Annotated in this window: 13 protein-coding genes; 1 reads left to right on the top strand and 12 read right to left on the bottom strand. The window is 60.1% G+C overall.

Annotated features, from left to right (window positions below; translation table 11 throughout):
- Window positions 1-46 precede the first annotated feature (46 nt).
- From pnp to BMZ42_RS07365, 12 genes are all read right to left on the bottom strand, one after another.
- A complete protein-coding gene (pnp, locus tag BMZ42_RS07420; protein WP_091520496.1) occupies window positions 47-2,197 on the bottom strand; it encodes a polyribonucleotide nucleotidyltransferase in 2,151 nt (716 codons plus the stop codon).
- Window positions 2,198-2,514: 317 nt separating this feature from the next.
- Window positions 2,515-2,784 carry a 30S ribosomal protein S15 gene (rpsO, locus tag BMZ42_RS07415; RefSeq protein ID WP_091520494.1) on the bottom strand — a complete coding sequence of 90 codons (270 nt, stop codon included), beginning with the start codon at window positions 2,782-2,784 and terminating at the stop codon, window positions 2,515-2,517.
- A gap of 145 nt (window positions 2,785-2,929) precedes the next feature.
- Window positions 2,930-4,606 carry a sensor histidine kinase gene (locus tag BMZ42_RS07410; RefSeq protein ID WP_091520491.1) on the bottom strand — a complete coding sequence of 559 codons (1,677 nt, stop codon included), beginning with the start codon at window positions 4,604-4,606 and terminating at the stop codon, window positions 2,930-2,932.
- Window positions 4,607-4,964: 358 nt separating this feature from the next.
- Window positions 4,965-5,954 (bottom strand): tRNA pseudouridine(55) synthase TruB, encoded by a 990-nt coding sequence (gene truB, locus BMZ42_RS07405; protein WP_091520488.1) that lies wholly within the window; start codon window positions 5,952-5,954, stop codon window positions 4,965-4,967.
- Window positions 5,954-6,361 (bottom strand): 30S ribosome-binding factor RbfA, encoded by a 408-nt coding sequence (gene rbfA, locus BMZ42_RS07400; RefSeq protein ID WP_091520486.1) that lies wholly within the window; start codon window positions 6,359-6,361, stop codon window positions 5,954-5,956. The genes truB and rbfA overlap by 1 nt, the downstream gene beginning before the upstream one ends.
- 109 nt (window positions 6,362-6,470) lie before the next feature.
- Window positions 6,471-9,074, bottom strand: a complete 2,604-nt coding sequence (gene infB / locus BMZ42_RS07395) for a translation initiation factor IF-2 (RefSeq protein ID WP_091520483.1) — start codon at window positions 9,072-9,074, stop codon at window positions 6,471-6,473.
- A complete protein-coding gene (locus BMZ42_RS07390) occupies window positions 9,071-9,748 on the bottom strand; it encodes an RNA-binding protein (RefSeq protein WP_091520481.1) in 678 nt (225 codons plus the stop codon). Before BMZ42_RS07390 ends, infB begins: the two co-directional genes overlap by 4 nt.
- Before the next feature lie 9 nt (window positions 9,749-9,757).
- The gene (gene nusA / locus BMZ42_RS07385) at window positions 9,758-11,374 is read right to left on the bottom strand and encodes a transcription termination factor NusA (RefSeq protein ID WP_091520721.1); all 1,617 of its coding nucleotides are present in this window, start codon (window positions 11,372-11,374) and stop codon (window positions 9,758-9,760) included.
- Window positions 11,375-11,421: 47 nt separating this feature from the next.
- Window positions 11,422-12,048, bottom strand: a complete 627-nt coding sequence (gene rimP / locus BMZ42_RS07380; RefSeq protein ID WP_091520479.1) for a ribosome maturation factor RimP — start codon at window positions 12,046-12,048, stop codon at window positions 11,422-11,424.
- A gap of 143 nt (window positions 12,049-12,191) precedes the next feature.
- The gene (locus tag BMZ42_RS07375) at window positions 12,192-13,334 is read right to left on the bottom strand and encodes a PQQ-dependent sugar dehydrogenase (protein ID WP_091520477.1); all 1,143 of its coding nucleotides are present in this window, start codon (window positions 13,332-13,334) and stop codon (window positions 12,192-12,194) included.
- Window positions 13,335-13,394: 60 nt separating this feature from the next.
- Window positions 13,395-15,110 (bottom strand): SulP family inorganic anion transporter, encoded by a 1,716-nt coding sequence (locus BMZ42_RS07370; RefSeq protein WP_091520475.1) that lies wholly within the window; start codon window positions 15,108-15,110, stop codon window positions 13,395-13,397.
- Window positions 15,107-15,385, bottom strand: a complete 279-nt coding sequence (locus BMZ42_RS07365; protein ID WP_091520472.1) for a helix-turn-helix domain-containing protein — start codon at window positions 15,383-15,385, stop codon at window positions 15,107-15,109. Before BMZ42_RS07365 ends, BMZ42_RS07370 begins: the two co-directional genes overlap by 4 nt.
- 302 nt (window positions 15,386-15,687) lie before the next feature.
- Between BMZ42_RS07365 and BMZ42_RS07360 the strand changes: the two genes are divergently transcribed.
- Window positions 15,688-16,770, top strand: a complete 1,083-nt coding sequence (locus tag BMZ42_RS07360; protein ID WP_091520470.1) for a GGDEF domain-containing protein — start codon at window positions 15,688-15,690, stop codon at window positions 16,768-16,770.
- Window positions 16,771-16,815 lie beyond the last annotated feature (45 nt).

Genomic DNA, 16,815 nt, shown 5'->3' with positions numbered 1-16,815 from the left:
GCAGGCCTTGCGGCCGCGCCCGTCCCGGTTCAAGCAGTCAGGAAAATCAGGCGTCGGCCTCTTCCGAGTCTTCCTTCTTGGCTTCCTTGACGATTTCCTTGCCGGTCTCCTGATCGACAACCTTCATCGACAGGCGAACCTTGCCGCGCTCGTCAAAGCCCATGAGCTTGACGAAGACCTTCTGGCCTTCCTTGACGACGTCGGTGGTCTTCTGGACGCGATCAGCAGCCAGCTGCGAGATATGCACCAGACCGTCCTTCGGGCCGAAGAAATTGACGAAAGCGCCGAAGTCGGCAGTCTTGACGACCGTGCCTTCGTAGATTTCACCGACTTCCGGCTCTGCAACGATCGTGTGGATCCACTTGCGCGCAGCCTCGATTTCCTTACCGTTAGACGAAGCGATCTTGACCGTGCCGTCGTCCTCGATGTTGATCTTGGCGCCGGTCTTTTCCACGATCTCGCGGATGACCTTGCCGCCCGAACCGATCACGTCGCGGATCTTGTCGGTCGGAATCTGCATCACTTCGATGCGCGGTGCAAATTCGCCCAGCTCCGAACGGCCTTCGGCAATCGCCTTGGCCATCTCGCCGAGGATGTGCTCACGGCCACCCTTTGCTTGGTCTAGAGCGACCTTCATGATCTCTTCGGTGATACCCGAGATCTTGATGTCCATCTGCAGCGAGGTGATGCCTGCATCGGTACCCGCGACCTTGAAGTCCATGTCGCCGAGGTGATCTTCGTCGCCAAGGATGTCGGACAGGACTGCGAAACGCTCGCCTTCCTTGATCAGACCCATGGCAATACCGGCAACCGGCTTCTGCAGCGGGACGCCAGCGTCCATCAGAGCCAGCGAGGTGCCGCAGACGGTAGCCATCGAGGACGAGCCGTTGGACTCGGTGATCTCGGAGACGACGCGCAGCGTGTACGGGAACTGCTCAGCCGATGGCAGCATCGGACGGATTGCGCGCCATGCGAGCTTGCCGTGACCGATTTCGCGACGACCTGGGGAACCCATGCGACCCGTCTCACCGACCGAATAGGGCGGGAAGTTGTAGTGCAGCAGGAAGCGTTCCTTGTAGGTGCCGGTCAGCGAGTCGATGAACTGCTCATCTTCACCGGTTCCAAGCGTTGCCACCACGATCGCCTGCGTCTCGCCACGCGTGAACAGGGCCGAGCCGTGGGTGCGCGGCAGGATGCCGACTTCCGACACGATTGCGCGCACGGTCGACAGATCGCGACCGTCGATGCGCGAACTGGTGTCGAGGATGTTCCAGCGAACGATCTTCGCCTGCAATTCCTTGAACACGGTTGCGATCTGCTCGGAGGACCACTTTGCCTCTTCACCTTCCGCAGGCGTGAAATGCCCCTTCACCTTCGCCTTGACGGCGTCGACGGCGGCATAACGGTCCTGCTTGACGGTGTTCTTGTAGGCTTCGCGCAGTTCGCCTTCCACCAGCTTGAGCATCTCGCCTTCAAGCTCGGAATAATCCGGCGCTGTGAAATCGCGCGGATCCTTGGCAGCAACTTCGGCCAGCTTGATGATCGCATCGATGACCGGCTGGAAGGCGTTATGACCAAACATCACCGCGCCAAGCATGATGTCTTCCGGAAGCTCCTGGGCTTCCGACTCGACCATCAGCACGGCATCAGAGGTGCCAGCGACAACCAGGTCGAGCTTCGATTCCGGCATCGTGTCGATGTGCGGGTTCAGGACGTACTCGCCGTCGATATAGCCAACGCGCGCGCCGCCGATCGGACCCATGAACGGAACGCCCGAAAGGGTCAGAGCCGCCGAGGTGGCAACAATTGCCAGAATGTCTGGATCGTTCTCAAGGTCATGCTGGACAACGGTGACGACGATCTGCGTGTCGTTCCGGTAACCTTCAGCAAAAAGTGGGCGGATCGGACGGTCGATCAGGCGGGAAACGAGGGTTTCCTTTTCCGACGGACGACCTTCACGCTTGAAATAGCCGCCAGGGATCTTGCCGGCGGCGAAGGTCTTTTCCTGGTAGTTGACGGTCAGCGGGAAGAAATCGAGACCGGGCTTCGGCTCCTTGGCCGACACGACGGTCGCGAGAACAACGGTCTCGCCGTAGGTAGCCAGAACAGCGCCGTCAGCCTGACGCGCGATCTTGCCGGTCTCGAGGATCAGCGGACGACCGCCCCACTCGACTTCGACTTTGTGGTGATTGAACATATTCTGTCCTTCAATGCGGAGACATGGTCGGCTGCCAACGGGCTGCGCGGCCATCTCCTGGCTTCGTTTGGAACGAGCCACGGGCAAGACAACGGGACGCTTCAATGGTGCATCAAGAGCCGAAACCCGAACACGCTTCGATCATGATGCGCGGGCGACGGACAACCGCCGAAAGCGCCCTGCAATCCTGCCCCATGACCCTGTCCAGGGGCGGCTCCGTGCCTTGCCTTATCAAGGCGGAGCCTGGAAGGGGTGAGAAATGTTCACCCCGATAGGAAGAAATGACCGGCGAACGCTACGCCCGCCGGTCAGATTGCTTAGCGGCGCAGGCCGAGCTTTTCGATCAGCGTCTGGTAGCGCGCTTCATCCTTGCGCTTGAGATAATCAAGCAGGCTGCGGCGCTGGGAGACGAGAGCGAGAAGACCACGACGGGAGTGGTTGTCCTTCTTGTGGCCCTTGAAGTGCTCGGTCAGATTGCGGATACGTTCCGAGAGGATTGCAACCTGAACTTCCGGCGAGCCGGTGTCGCCCTTGGTGGTTGCGAATTCTGCCAACAGTTCCGATTTACGCTGTGCGGTAATCGACATCGCGTTTTTCCTTTGTATGTGAGTGGAAACAGGTCGCCCTCAGCCAGGATGTCGTCCAGCAGGGGCCGTTAAACATGCGCCTCGTCAGCGTATGTGGGGCGGCATATAGGGCAAAACGACCCACATTGCCAGTGAAATCGAAGGATCAGACCTCGGCGGCGCGGGGCTCACGGTCCGGCAGCAAGCGATCCATCGGAATGGAGAAGCGGCACTCAAGACCGTTGCGATGAAAAATACGCTCGATGGCAGCGGAAAGTGCACCGCCTAGCATCCGCTCTATCACCTCTGTGCCGAAACCGGTGGTCCGACTACGTCGGCGCATCTTCGGTACAAATTCGCGCCATACCATTTCGAGGTGTGTGCCGGATGTTTTCCAGCTGATGGCGAGTTTGCCTTCTGGCATCGAGAACGCGCCATACTTTGCCGCATTGGTTGCCAGCTCGTGCAAGGCCAGACCGATTGTCTGAGCGGCCTGATGAGACAGGCGCACGGAATCGCCCTTGACCTCGACCCGATCACCATCCGCGGGACGGAACGGCTCCAGCTGCGCATCAACGAGTTCACGCAGCTCAATGCCAGCCACACCGCCAGCGATCAGCAGATCGGTTGAGCGAGCGAGTCCGTGAATACGCTTGAGAAAACTGTCTTGGAATCCCGGAAGGGTCCGGGCGTGTCGCGCCGTCTGCTTTGCGATGGATGAGACGACAGTCAGCTGGTTCTTGGAGCGGTGGGCCACCTCGCGCATGAGGAAGCGGATCTCGTTTTCCGCCGCAAGCCTGTCAGTCGAAGCATGGGCGAGCGCCTGCGACACGGTGGCGATTTCGGTCACCAGATAATCCACCGGCTCAACCTTCTCGCCGGCACCCAGACTGCGCGCATCGCGTGCCAGACGGCGGATCGGCGACGCGATCTGTCGGCCCAACAGCCACGCCAGGAGAATGCCGATAGCAACCAGTGCGATGCCTCCAAGCGCCAGCATGCGCAGCGAATGGGCGAGCGGAGCCTGTAACGTTGCGGACGGCGCCCAGACGAAAATCCGCCAGCCACTGACGGCGGAAGCGGTCTGGATCAACTCATAGGCGATGCCACCAACATTGATTTTCTGACTCTGGACACCCGGTGACGGTGTCGAGGCCTGGCTCAGAAAGAACGGCTTTCCGATGTCATCGGCCGAAACCGACGAAGACAGAACCACGCCGTCAGAATCGGTGACGACCGCGTTCCATCCACCACGAAGGCTGCTTCTCGCCAGAACCGGCGCCAGATGCTCAGCGTCATGCGTAAGGATGAGAAGGCGCGCGAGGCCGCGCGGATTGGGAATTGGCAGCAGGACATTGAACACCCATTTTCCCGCCGTCCGGCCGAAAAACGCCTTCGAAACGCCGGGCCTGCCAGTCGTCATGACCTGCCGGGCGGTCTCCAGATCATTGATGGGTCCAAGCGCAGTGCCGTAGGGCATGCGGGTATTCATAAGCTGCCGGAAGTTCGCATCGGTCACGATGAGATAGGCACCACTGCCGGCCAGTGCGTCTCCGACCCTTAGATAATAATCCTCAAAGCTGTCGTAGTGGAGGTGATGTGATGTCGCCAGGACACGAAGGGTCGTCAACATGCCCGTCAACTGACGGTCCACGCTTTCAGTAATGGAGCTGGCGGTGACCTCTGCCAGCGACGACAGCATCGTCTGCTGGGCCTGATTGTTCCTTTGCAGCAGAACAAGCGAGAAGAACATGCCAGGCACGACGATTGCGGCCATCAGCAAGATGAGAACTGAGACAATCGAGATGCGACCGACGCGGCGCGCGGAACGCGTCGACGACATTGGCGCAGAAGCCGTCGCCACAGCCTCAGTTGACGCTCTCTTTCTCTTCGGCACGGTGTCCCCTCGTTCGCGACCAACTATGCCTGCCAGATGACGTAAGGAAAATACCTCACTTTCGCAAGCATACCGATCGCACCGATGCATCCGCGACCATAAGGTCCGGATCGCCCACACCAGCTGTGCGGGGGAAATTGCGTCGAAACAATGACTTGGGCGCTGGAGAGCGTCGTTTCCCTGCCACTCCAGCCCATATCCTAAAGCGCGTCGCGATCTTTCAGATCCGCTCCTTGCGCTTTAGGTTCTTGTTATTACGCATGTCTTGATCCCGAAACCGGTTCCCAATTTCGAGCGACATGCTTTAGCCGGCAAACACCCGCTTCGGCTTGAACATACCAGCCTCAATCGCACCGATCGCAACCAGCTGACCACGTGCGAAGGCACAGGCCTCCTCGGCTTCGGCAGGTGCGTCGCGACCACGCACGATCACCGGATTTCCAAGCCGCAACCGGCTGGCGGAATCGTCGTTGACGATCACCTGCGGAAGACTGTCGAGCGCGGCACCGGTGTCGAGTACCAGCGTATCCATTGCTTTCCACTGCTCGGGACCAGGGCGCGGTGAGCGCGGACGCTCGTCGCCTTCGCGCGGCTCGGGAGCAATCATGGGCACGCTCGCCATCGCTTCTTCGATCTCGGGGAGAGTGACCAGATCGTCGGCCGTGAACGGATAGACTTCCGTGCGGCGCAGGAATGAAATGTGGCCGTAGCAACCCAGATCACGTCCGAGGTCGCGCGCCAGCGAGCGCACATAGGTGCCTTTGCCGCATTCGATCTCGAACACAGTCGTGTTCGCATCGGGCATCTCGAGCAGATCGAAACGGCCAATCTCGACCTCACGGGCCGGAATTTCAACAGCTTCACCGCCGCGCGCCAGATCATAGGCACGCTCGCCAGCAATCTTGATCGCCGAGAACTGTGGCGGCGTCTGCATGATGAGCCCGGTATAGTTGGGCAGCAGTGCGCGGATGGACGCCTCGTCGGGACGCAGGTCAGAGGTTTTGGTGACCTCGCCTTCAAGATCGTCGGTGGTACGCTCCTGGCCCCAGGTCACCGTGAAACGATAGATCTTCGCGCCGTCCTGCACATAGGGAACGGTCTTGGTTGCCTCGCCCAAGGCAATCGGCAGCATTCCGGAGGCGAGGGGATCAAGCGTTCCGGCGTGGCCAGCCTTCTCGGCGCCATACAGCCACTTGATCTTCGACACTGCATCGGTGGAACCCATGCCGTGCGGCTTGTCGAGCACGATCCAGCCGGAGACGGGCCGGCCCTTCTTCTTGCGATGTCGCGACATCAATTCTCTTCTTTGTCGTCGTCGCCCAGATCGCGCGCGACTTCCGGCGAGCGCAGCAGCTGGTCGATCCTGGCCATGTTGTCGTAGCTGGTATCGAGCCGGAAACGGTACTCCGGCATGTATTTCATCTGACGCAGTGCGCCTGAGGCTCGGCCGCGAATGAACTTTGCGTTCCTGGCCAATGCCTTGATCACCGCCTGACCATCATCGGTCCCCAGAAGCGAGACATAGGCGGTGGCGATCTTCAGGTCTGGAGACATGCGCACCTCCGTGATCGAGATCACGGCGTTTTCGATCACCTCGTCTTGCACTTCGCCGCGCTGCAGCACCTCGGAAAGTGCGTGACGCACCTGTTCGCCGACGCGAAGCTGACGTTGCGAAGGACCTGAACTGGCATTGCGGGACATGACAAATTCCTTGCTCGCGGCAGCCGGGATAGGACCGACGCCGATTCAAAGCGCAAACCGGCGGCGGGTTTAACCCACCGCCCAGTGATGACTTGCTTCGATCCCGCTCTTAGAGCGAGCGGGTGATCATCTCGACGCGGAAGGCCTCGATGACGTCGCCGGCACGAAGATCTTCGTAGTTGGTGAACGCCATGCCGCACTCCTGGCCGACCGGCACTTCGGACACTTCGTCCTTGAAGCGCTTGAGGGTCTTGAGCGTGCCTTCGTGAATGACGACGTCGTCGCGAATAAGACGAACGCCTGCACCACGCTCCATCCGGCCTTCGGTGACGCGGCAACCCGCGACCTTGCCGATCTTGGTGATGTTGAACACCTCAAGGATCTCGGCATTACCGACGAACGTCTCGCGACGCTCTGGCGACAACAGACCGGACATGGCCTGCTTAATGTCGTCGATGAGATCGTAGATGATGTTGTAGTAGCGCACCTCGATGCCGATGTGGTCAGCTGCCGCACGCGCCTGCTTGTTGGCACGGACGTTGAAGCCGATGATCACGGCACCCGAAGTCTCGGCGAGCGAGACGTCGCTTTCCGTGATGGCACCTGCGCCAGCATGTACGATACGCGCCTGAACTTCGTCGGTTCCGAGCTTGTCGAGCGCTGCCACGATGGCTTCGACAGAACCCTGCACGTCGCCCTTGATAACCAGGGGGAACTGCTTGAGGCCGCTGGTCTGGAGCTGCGACATCATCTGTTCCAGCGAACCGCGCTGGCCAGCCTGACGGGCAACCGCCTTGTCGCGTGCAAGACGCTGACGGTACTCAGAGATTTCGCGAGCACGGGCTTCGTTCTCGACCACTGCGAAACGATCGCCGGCCTGTGGCGGACCCTGGAGACCCAGCACCTCGACCGGGGTCGACGGCGTTGCTTCCTTGATCTGCTCGCCACGGTCGTTGACCAGCGCACGCACACGGCCCCACTCGCTGCCGGCAACGATGATGTCGCCGACCTTGAGCGTACCGGTCTGAACGAGAACCGTACCAACCGGGCCGCGGCCCTTGTCGAGCTTGGCTTCGATGACGACGCCTTCTGCGGTGCGATCCGGGTTCGACTTGAGGTCGAGAATCTCGGACTGCAGCAGAACCGCCTCGAGCAACTTGTCGAGGTTGAGCTTCTTGGTCGCCGAAACTTCGACGTCCAGAATCTCACCGCCAAGCGACTCGACGAACACGTCGTGCTGGAGAAGCTGGGTGCGGACCTTTGTCGGATCAGCCGTCGGCTTGTCGATCTTGTTGATCGCCACGATGATCGGCACACCGGCAGCCTTTGCATGGCTGATGGACTCGATCGTCTGCGGCATCACGCTGTCGTCAGCCGCCACCACGAGGATGGCGACGTCGGTTGCCTGCGCACCACGGGCACGCATCGCGGTAAAGGCGGCGTGACCCGGCGTGTCGAGGAAGGTGATCTTCTGACCGTTCTGCTCGACCTGATAGGCACCGATGTGCTGGGTGATGCCACCGGCTTCACCGGATGCCACATTGGCGTTGCGGAACGCGTCCAGCAGCGAAGTCTTACCGTGGTCGACGTGGCCCATGATGGTCACCACCGGCGGACGCGACTTCAGATCTTCTGCCTTGTCCTCGATGTTGAACATGCCTTCTTCAACATCGGATTCGGAGACCCGCTTGACGGTGTGGCCGAATTCCGACGCCACCAACTCGGCGGTATCAGCATCGATCACGTCGCCCGGCTTCATCATCTGGCCCTGCTTCATGAAGAACTTGACCAGATCAACGGCGCGCTCAGCCATACGCTGGGCGAGTTCCTGAATGGTGATCGTCTCGGGCAGCACGACTTCACGCGCGATCTTCTCACGCGGCTCGTTGTGCATCGCACGTTTGAACTTTTCCTGGCGACGACGCATCGACGACAGCGAACGACCACGGGCCTCGTCACCGGACAGCGCAGCCGTGAGGGTCAGCTTGCCGCGACGGCGCTCTTCCTCACCCTTCGCCTTCGGCTTGGGGGTTGCAACTTCAGGCTTGATCGGGCCACGCTTGATAGCGGCGCCAGCAGGCGCACCCGCAGCACCAGCACCTCGTGGCTTGCGCTCTTCCTGTTCCTCTTCAACGACCGCAGGCTTGACCACCGGCTCGACGACAGGGTTACGGCGGCGCGATTCTTCCTCGGCACGGCGACGCGCTTCCGTCTCTGCCTGCAGACGCTGCTCCTCTTCCGCTTGGCGGCGCGCGGATTCTTCGCGCTCCTTCTCGCGGCGTGCATCTTCCTCGGCGCGGCGCTTTGCCTCTTCAGCAGCGCGCTTGCGCTCTTCTACCTCACGAAGCTGAGAATCCTGCAACGCGCGACGGCGTGCCTCCATCTCTTCGTTCGACAGGGTGTTCAGAACCATTCCGGAGCGCGCAGCAGGCCGCGGCGCCGGACGCGGCGGCGTCGGACGTGCTGGAGCCTGAGGCGCAGCTGGCTGCGGGGCACGCGGCTTCAACGTCACAGCAGGCTGCTGGACGGCGGCCTCGGGCTTCTCGCCAGGCATCGCAAACTTGCGCTTCTTGGTTTCCACGACGACCGCTTTCGTGCGTCCGTGCGAGAAGTTCTGACGCACAGTCCCCGTCTCACTGCCGGGACGCTTCATCGTCAGGGTCTTCTTCGTGTTCACGCTCAGCGTCTTGTCGTCGTCGTTGGTATCGCTCATTCCGTATCCTCTGCTGCGGCGTCATCATGATCGCCGGTCGCCGCAACCGCAATCCGCTCTTCGGGGGAACCGCCCCTGTATCGGTTAAGCGCACCCACGCGCTTGAGCACCGCCTTGCCCGTATCACCGGCGAGCACGGCTGCATGTATCACATTAGTGCCCCCCAATGCCAAACCCAATTCGGCTTCCGAAAAGAGATTGTAGGCCGGGATGGAGGGGCCTTCCTGCCAGACCACAGCGCGGCGGGCCTGATCGATCTTGCGAACGCCATCGGGCGACGCTTCCTGTGCGTGCAGCACGAACAATGCCTTGCCGGTACGCACGTTGGTTTCCACCTTGGCAGCGCCCAATACGAGCTGGCCGGCCTTGCGGGCCAGCCCAAGCGACCCCAACGTCGCCTGTGTCAACAATCTGTCGACCATTCCACCGAGGTCTTCAGGCAAAGTCACCTTTGCCTTGAAGGCACGTGCGAACAAATTCTTTCGCACTGCCTCCTCGACGTGGGCACGGTCAGCTGTGACCCAGCAACCGCGCCCTGGAAGCTGCCGCTTGAGATCGGGAACGACCGACATATCGGGACCCAGCACGAAGCGCAGCAAGCCGTCCGGCTCGCCCACCTGGCGTGTCACTATACATGTGCGTTCGTTCTTTGCTTTCAAGGGTACTGCTTCCATCCGTACGCATCATGCGCCGGCTTCGTCCTCTGCCACAGCCTCTTCAGCGAGGTCTTCCTCGCCTTCGACGACCAGATCATCTTCCGAGATCCAGCCAGCCTTGAGCCGTGCGGCAACTACCATCTGTTCTGCATCGGCGCGGGTGACGCCGAAATCTGCAAGCACGCCGGGATAGAACTTGGTCTCTCCGTCCTTGCGCTCTTTCCAACCGACGAGATCGTCGATTGCGTAACCTGCAAAATCCTCAACCGTCTTGACGCCGTCCTCGCCCAGCGCGACCAGGATCGCGGTGGTGACGCCCGGCAGTTCACGCAGTTCGTCCTCGACACCCAGTGCGCGACGCTTCTCGTCGTGCTCGGTCTCGATCTTCTCAAGATACTCGCGGGCGCGGGTCTGAATTTCATCTGCGGTCGAGTCGTCGAAACCATCGATCGAGGAGATTTCCTCAGCCTCGACATAGGCGACTTCCTCGATCGAAGTGAAGCCTTCCGACGCCAGCACCTGGCCGACCATCTCGTCTACGTCCAGCGCGTCCATGAACAGGTTGGAACGCTCGACGAATTCCTTCTGACGGCGCTCGCTCTCTTCCTGCTCGGTGAGGATATCAATATCCCAACCGGTCAGCTGCGAAGCCAGACGCACGTTCTGACCGCGACGACCAATAGCCAGCGACAGCTGATCGTCAGGCACCACGACTTCGATGCGCTCAGCGTCTTCGTCGAGAACGACCTTGGCCACTTCAGCCGGCTGCAAGGCGTTGACGATGAAGGCAGCCGCGTCCTGCGACCACGGAATGATGTCGATCTTTTCGCCCTGAAGCTCGGCCACAACCGCCTGAACACGGCTGCCGCGCATACCAACGCAGGCACCCACCGGATCAATCGACGAGTCGCGCGAGATCACGGCGATCTTTGCGCGCGAACCCGGATCGCGGGCCACCGACTTGATCTCAATGATGCCGTCGTAGATTTCCGGCACTTCCATGGTGAACAGCTTCGCCATGAACTGCGGATGGGTACGCGACAGGAAAATCTGCGGACCGCGCTGCTCGCGACGCACGTCATAGACGTATGCGCGGACACGATCGCCGTACTTGAAGTTTTCGCGCGGGATCAGTTCGTCGCGACGGATGATCGCCTCGCCGCGACCAAGGTCGACAACCACGTTGCCATACTCGACGCGCTTGACGGTGCCGTTGACGATCTCGCCAACGCGGTCGCGGTACTCGTCGAACTGACGATCACGCTCGGCTTCCCGCACCTTCTGGACGATGACCTGCTTGGCCGACTGCGCCGCGATACGGCCAAAATCCATCGGCGGAAGCTGCTCAGCGATGAAGTCACCGATCTGCGCGTCAGGGTTGCGGGTGCGCGCATCGACGATGGCGATTTCGCGAGCATATTCTTCGACGTTCTCGACAACTTCGAGCAGGCGCTGCAGTTTCATCTCACCGGTGGTCGGGTTGATGTCGGCGCGGATATTGGTTTCCTGACCGTAGCGCGAGCGCGCCGCTTTCTGAATGGCATCGGCCATCGCCGCGATCACGATCTGCTTGTCGATCGACTTTTCGCGTGCGACCGCATCTGCAATCTGCAGAAGCTCCAGTCTGTTTGCACTGACTGCCATCTTGGTCTCCTCGGGCAAATCCGCCGGCCCTGGCCGGGTGCTCGTTCTCAGTTAGTGTTTTCGTCTTCGTCCTGAACGTCGGCCTCATCGTCTTCGAGGCCACGCAATTTCTTTGCCTGCTTGTCGCGCTTCAGCGTTTCGCTGATCAGATCGTCAGTCAGGATAAGCCGCGCGTCGGAAATCGCATCCCACGGGACGGTGACATTCGGCTCGTCGCCGTAGCTGGCCTGGTCGCGCAGAATGGTGACGCCATTGTCGTCAGCAGACACGATCTTGCCGCGGAAGCGCTTGCGATCGGCAACGATGACCGCGGTGTCCATCTTGATCAGATGACCGGTAGCGAGCTCAAAGTCGCGCTGACGCACCAGCGGCCGGTCGATACCCGGCGACGACACTTCGAGATGATACGCCTTGTCGATCGGATCTTCCACATCGAGAATCGGCGAAACAGCCCGGCTCAGCTCTTCGCAGTCTTCAACGGTCATCGTGCCATCGAGGCGTTCTGCCATGATTTGAAGGGTAGCACCGTTCTGCGCCGACAGGCGAACGCGAACCAGACGAAACCCGGCAGTTTCCATGACCGGAAGAATGATGGATGCAACGCGAGCATCAATGCCCGTCTCGCGAATCAGGCGATCGTCGCCGCTATTTCCTTCAGCAGATGCCGATGTCATCGTGTCTCCAAACGGTCGCTGCCAACAAAAAAGAGCGGGACCGGGTGGACCCACTCTTCGCCATATCGACCAAGAATTTGAGCGAGATATAAAGCAATCCCGTTATTTTATCAAGGTCACCAGCGATCACTGCGGTGGAAACATCAATCCGCTGGCGCAATGCGCAGAATTTCGCCCTTCTTCTCGTCTGTCGCCACATAGATCGCGCCGTCCGGTCCTTGCGCGACGTCACGAATGCGCAGACCCAGTTTTTCTAGAAGCCGCTCCTCACGCGTGACAGTGTCGCCATCAAGCTCAAGGCGCACGAGTGCGGTAGATCCCAACCCGCCGACAAACAGGTTCCCCTGCCAGCGAGGAAAAGCATCTGCTTGATAGAACATCATCCCTGATGGAGCGATCACGGGGGTCCACTGATGGATCGGGTCGATCATACCGGGTGCCGACGTGATGCCCTCGCCAATGCGAAGCCCGTAATATTCGACCCCGAAAGTCGCGACCGGCCAGCCGTAATTGCCGCCAGCCTCGATGATGTTCAGTTCATCGCCGCCGCGCGGGCCGTGTTCGATTTCCCACAGCACGCCAGTCTCAGGATGAGTCGCCGCAGCTTGCGAATTGCGCACGCCGTAGGCCCAGATTTCCGGCAGCGCATCCGCTTGGCCCACAAACGGATTGTCCTGCGGGACCGTGCCGTCAGGGTTGATGCGCACGATGGTGCCGATGTGGGTGGTCAGGTCCTGCGCGTTGTCGCGAAAGGATTCGCGATCACCCATGGTGATATAAAGATGTCCTTCAGGTGAAAATACGAGGCGCGAGCCATAGTGGCCGCTGCTGACAACCTTCGGCTTTTGCCGGAAGATCACCCGAACATCCCGCAATGCGGAAGCGCCCTCCTCCAGAACCCCACGCGCAACCGCCGTGCCGCTGCCACCCATCCCGGCTTCAGCATAGCTGAGGTAGACTAGACGGTTCTGGGCAAACTCAGGATCAAGCACGACATCCAGCAGACCGCCCTGGCGCTGCGCCACGACCGATGGCACGCCGCGCAACGGAGCGGACAGCTGGCCATCGGACGTCACATGACGCAACGATCCGGCACGTTCCGTTACAAGCAATCCGCCATCTGGCAGGAAGGCCATTGCCCACGGATGAGACAGCCCCTCGACAAAGCTCGTCACCCGGATCGGCCCATCTTCAGCCGTGAAAACCTCATCGACTGCCGCCTGCAAAGGTGTCGCCAACATGAGGCCAAGGCCGAAGGCAATCGATGTCAGCGCTTTGCGGGTCATGACGTATCCTCTGTTCGCGGGCCCGCCATGGTGACCGGATAAAACCTCGTTGTCTCCCCCTCAATAGGGAGAAGACCGCAACGGGACATTCCGCAATTGATCGAGCGCGGCCGCGATCGTCGGCTCGTAGGTCACAAGCGGTGCTCGAACGCCGTTGGCTATCAAGGTCTGGCGGACCGATGGCGACGTGCCCGTGATGAACATCCGCACGCCGGCGCGCTGCGCCTTGCGTGCTACGCTTTCAACGACATTGGCCGCGGTCGAATCAATCAACGGCGTCTTGCTGAAGTCCAGCACGAAATTGCCGTCGCGACCGATGATGCCGTCAAGGACCGTGCCGACCGTCGCCGCTGCTCCAAAGAAGAACGCGCCCGACACCCTATAGACCGACGTGTTCGACTGCGTTGCAGCTTCCGCCTCGTGCACTGCAGGCGTCGTCTCGGCACTGTCTGGCACGTCCTCCTCCACGACGATCGTCGTAGCCATGCGATGGATGAACAGCAGCGCGCCCAAAGCGAAGCCGACAACGATACCTTCTGTCAGGTCGCGGAAGATGACGAGCAGAAAAGTGATCGAGACCACCGCCGCATCGCCCCATGAAGAGCGCAACAGGGAAGAGATCGCAGATTTTTCAACCATGTTCCACGCCACCACCGCGAGCAGCCCGGCAAGCGCCGCCAGCGGAATATAGGAGGCGAGCGGAGCGGCGATCAGCATGAAGAGCAGCAGGAACACCGCATGGAGAAGGCCGGATACAGGCCCTACCGAACCGGAGCGTACATTTGTCGCCGTTCGGGCGATGGTGCCCGTGACCGGCACACCGCCCACAAAAGCTGCCCCGATATTGGCGACGCCCTGCGCCACGAGCTCGCAGTTGGAACGATGGCGACGACCGGTCATCCCATCCGCGACGACGGCTGACAGAAGAGATTCGATTGCACCCAGCAGCGTGAAAGCGATGGCATCAGGCAGAACTGCCTGAGCTTTTGCCAGGGAGAATTCCGGCAAGACCGGCAAAGGCAGGGTGCGCGGGATACCGCCGAAGCGGGACCCGATGGTCTCGACGTCCAGCGTCAGAAGCGTAGTCGCGATGGACACAAAGGCAATCGCAATCAGCATCCCTGGCCAGTTCGGCCGAAGGCGTTTGGTAATAACGATGATGGCTATTGTGCCAACGGCGACGAGCAGAGCCTGCGGATTGAGCGTGTCGGCCACGGACGCCAACACACCGAGCTTTTCGACCAGCGCGCCGGGTTCTGGGTCGTCCAGTCTCAGACCGAACAGGTCGCGCAGCTGGCTGGCAAAGATGATCACCGCGATCCCGGCTGTGAACCCAACCGTCACCGGATAGGGGATGAACTTGATGTAGGTTCCCAGCCGCAAATAGCCGGCGATCATCAGCATGACGCCGGACATTGCCGTCGCAAGCACCAGCCCGTCGATGCCGTGCCGCTGAACACTGGCAGCGACGAGGATGATAAACGCTCCGGCAGGACCGCCGATCTGAAACCGACTGCCCCCCAGAAGTGATACAAGAAAACCGCCAACGATCGCAGTGTAGACGCCGCGATCCGGGGAGACACCTGAAGCGATGGCGATTGCCATCGAAAGCGGCAAGGCAACAATCGCAACCGTCAATCCGGCAATCGCGTCAGCACGCAGCTGCGCGAGCCCGTAGCCCTCCCGCAAGACTGTCACCAGCTTTGGGGTGAACAACTCACGGAAATTCGGCGAAGATCCGGGATTGAGACTTCGCGACACAGGAAATTTGCTCATTTTGTCTGGATCTCTCGGGAATTGTCGCTGCGCTCCTTGAGGCGCACGCCGCGACCACCAGCATTGCTGGGTTGGTTGTCGCCAATCAATTCGACTCCTGCGCGCTCAAGAGCATCGACAATCTTCATGAGCGTATCCACGGTCGCGCGAACAACACCGTCGCTCGCCTCCATGCGCTGGACCGTCGGCAAAGACACGCTGGCGAGCGCCGCCAGCTTTTTCTGGTCCAGCCCGACAAGAGCCCGTGCGGCGCGCATTTGCATTCCTGTGATCAAGATTAACTGTCTGCCGTTGAATAATGATGTCTAAAACATACATAGAGAGGTGATTGGCGTAAACTGTGATGCGTAGTTTTAGCGCATTTCGCCTTGCGACGACAGGCAAAAGCGGTCTTTGCTAATTTAACTCAAGCTTAATGACGCTGCGTTAGCTTTGCCGGACTGCAGACCGTCAAGCGGTACACGCAGAATCGGAGGGGATGTGACTGCAGAGCAAACGCGGGCCGTTTTCCGACTCGCGGACTTGGCTTTGCAGGCACTTGGGGGATGCGCCTGGTATGGTCGCAAGAACACTAAAAATGCCCGAGCAGAATGAAAGCCGCGGGAGTAGCCCGCCGCGCGCCCAGCGCAGCGATTCTGCAACATCAGTTGTGCTGGCGATGCGTCAGCTTGGCGTCGCCGGGCTGCCGCGCAACTACGAACTTTTCTATGAGGCGATGACTGCCGGCTCGAAAGAGCTGACCGACGCGCTTTCTGCGCTTGGCAGCCGCCCCTCGCAAAAGCAGCTGGATGAAATCGCCGAAAAATTCCTCAGCCGCAGCACCGAAAAGCTCGTATCCGACGCTCACCGGGAGGTCACCACCCGGCTGGATGAAATATTGGCGCTTCTGAAAAAAGAACGCCATGCCATCGAAGCTTACGGCAGGATTCTCGACGAAACGTCGAACGGGCTCAGCACTCGGCAGGAATTTACCAGCGAGTTTTTGGAAAAGATCGTCAATGTGACGGTTGCAGCGACACGCAAGTCGCTGGAGCATCAGGGTGTGACCACCCAATCCATCATCACCAAGTCAAGTGAACTGCACGATGTGAAACTGAAGCTGGAAGAGTATAAGCGCCTTGCAGAAACAGATGCACTGACGCAGCTCAGAAACCGCCGCGCCTTCGATCGTCGTCTGACCGAAATTTATGCATCGAACCGGAATATCACATTCAGCGCCCTGCTGATGATCGACATCGACCGCTTCAAAACGATCAATGACAGATTTGGACACCCGGTTGGCGACCGCATCCTTCAGATCATTGCGAACATCATTACCGCAACTGCCAAGCCCGGCACTTTCGTTGCCCGGACCGGTGGCGAGGAATTTGCCCTGATCCTCGACGGCTTTGGCGAGGAGGCGTGCGCGCAACTCGGCGACGACATCCGACAGGCAATCATGACTGCCCCGTTCATCAACGTTGCCTCCGGAGCAAACTACGGCCCCATCACGGTATCTGTGGGCACCTGCATGGCTACACAGGCGCAGAACCCGGACGATCTCTACACCAAAGCAGACCGGGCACTCTACAGCGCGAAAAGCGGCGGGAGAAATCGCGTAACCCGCTTCTCCTCCCTTTCAGACGGCAATTTCACGAAAAACTGGCAACTCTACAAGTAGCGATCGTGCAATTACTGACAGGCAGCACAAAGAGTGCCTGACCTG

The sequence above is a fragment of the Aquamicrobium aerolatum DSM 21857 genome (assembly GCF_900113935.1).
Classification (GTDB): Bacteria; Pseudomonadota; Alphaproteobacteria; order Rhizobiales; family Rhizobiaceae; genus Aerobium; species Aerobium aerolatum.
This window is presented reverse-complemented; position numbering and strand designations above follow the sequence as displayed.

Bases quoted from the DNA above. Each gene is read 5' to 3' on its own strand.
- nusA (WP_091520721.1), bottom strand. From the start codon at position 11,374: ATGGCAGTCAGTGCAAACAGACTGGAGCTTCTGCAGATTGCAGATGCG.
- BMZ42_RS07360 (WP_091520470.1), top strand. From the start codon at position 15,688: ATGCCCGAGCAGAATGAAAGCCGCGGGAGTAGCCCGCCGCGCGCCCAG.
- rbfA (WP_091520486.1), bottom strand. From the start codon at position 6,361: ATGTCCCGCAATGCCAGTTCAGGTCCTTCGCAACGTCAGCTTCGCGTC.
- BMZ42_RS07390 (WP_091520481.1), bottom strand. From the start codon at position 9,748: ATGGAAGCAGTACCCTTGAAAGCAAAGAACGAACGCACATGTATAGTG.
- BMZ42_RS07370 (WP_091520475.1), bottom strand. From the start codon at position 15,110: ATGAGCAAATTTCCTGTGTCGCGAAGTCTCAATCCCGGATCTTCGCCG.
- BMZ42_RS07375 (WP_091520477.1), bottom strand. From the start codon at position 13,334: ATGACCCGCAAAGCGCTGACATCGATTGCCTTCGGCCTTGGCCTCATG.
- pnp (WP_091520496.1), bottom strand. From the start codon at position 2,197: ATGTTCAATCACCACAAAGTCGAAGTCGAGTGGGGCGGTCGTCCGCTG.
- BMZ42_RS07410 (WP_091520491.1), bottom strand. From the start codon at position 4,606: ATGTCGTCGACGCGTTCCGCGCGCCGCGTCGGTCGCATCTCGATTGTC.
- rpsO (WP_091520494.1), bottom strand. From the start codon at position 2,784: ATGTCGATTACCGCACAGCGTAAATCGGAACTGTTGGCAGAATTCGCA.
- infB (WP_091520483.1), bottom strand. From the start codon at position 9,074: ATGAGCGATACCAACGACGACGACAAGACGCTGAGCGTGAACACGAAG.
- rimP (WP_091520479.1), bottom strand. From the start codon at position 12,048: ATGACATCGGCATCTGCTGAAGGAAATAGCGGCGACGATCGCCTGATT.
- truB (WP_091520488.1), bottom strand. From the start codon at position 5,954: ATGTCGCGACATCGCAAGAAGAAGGGCCGGCCCGTCTCCGGCTGGATC.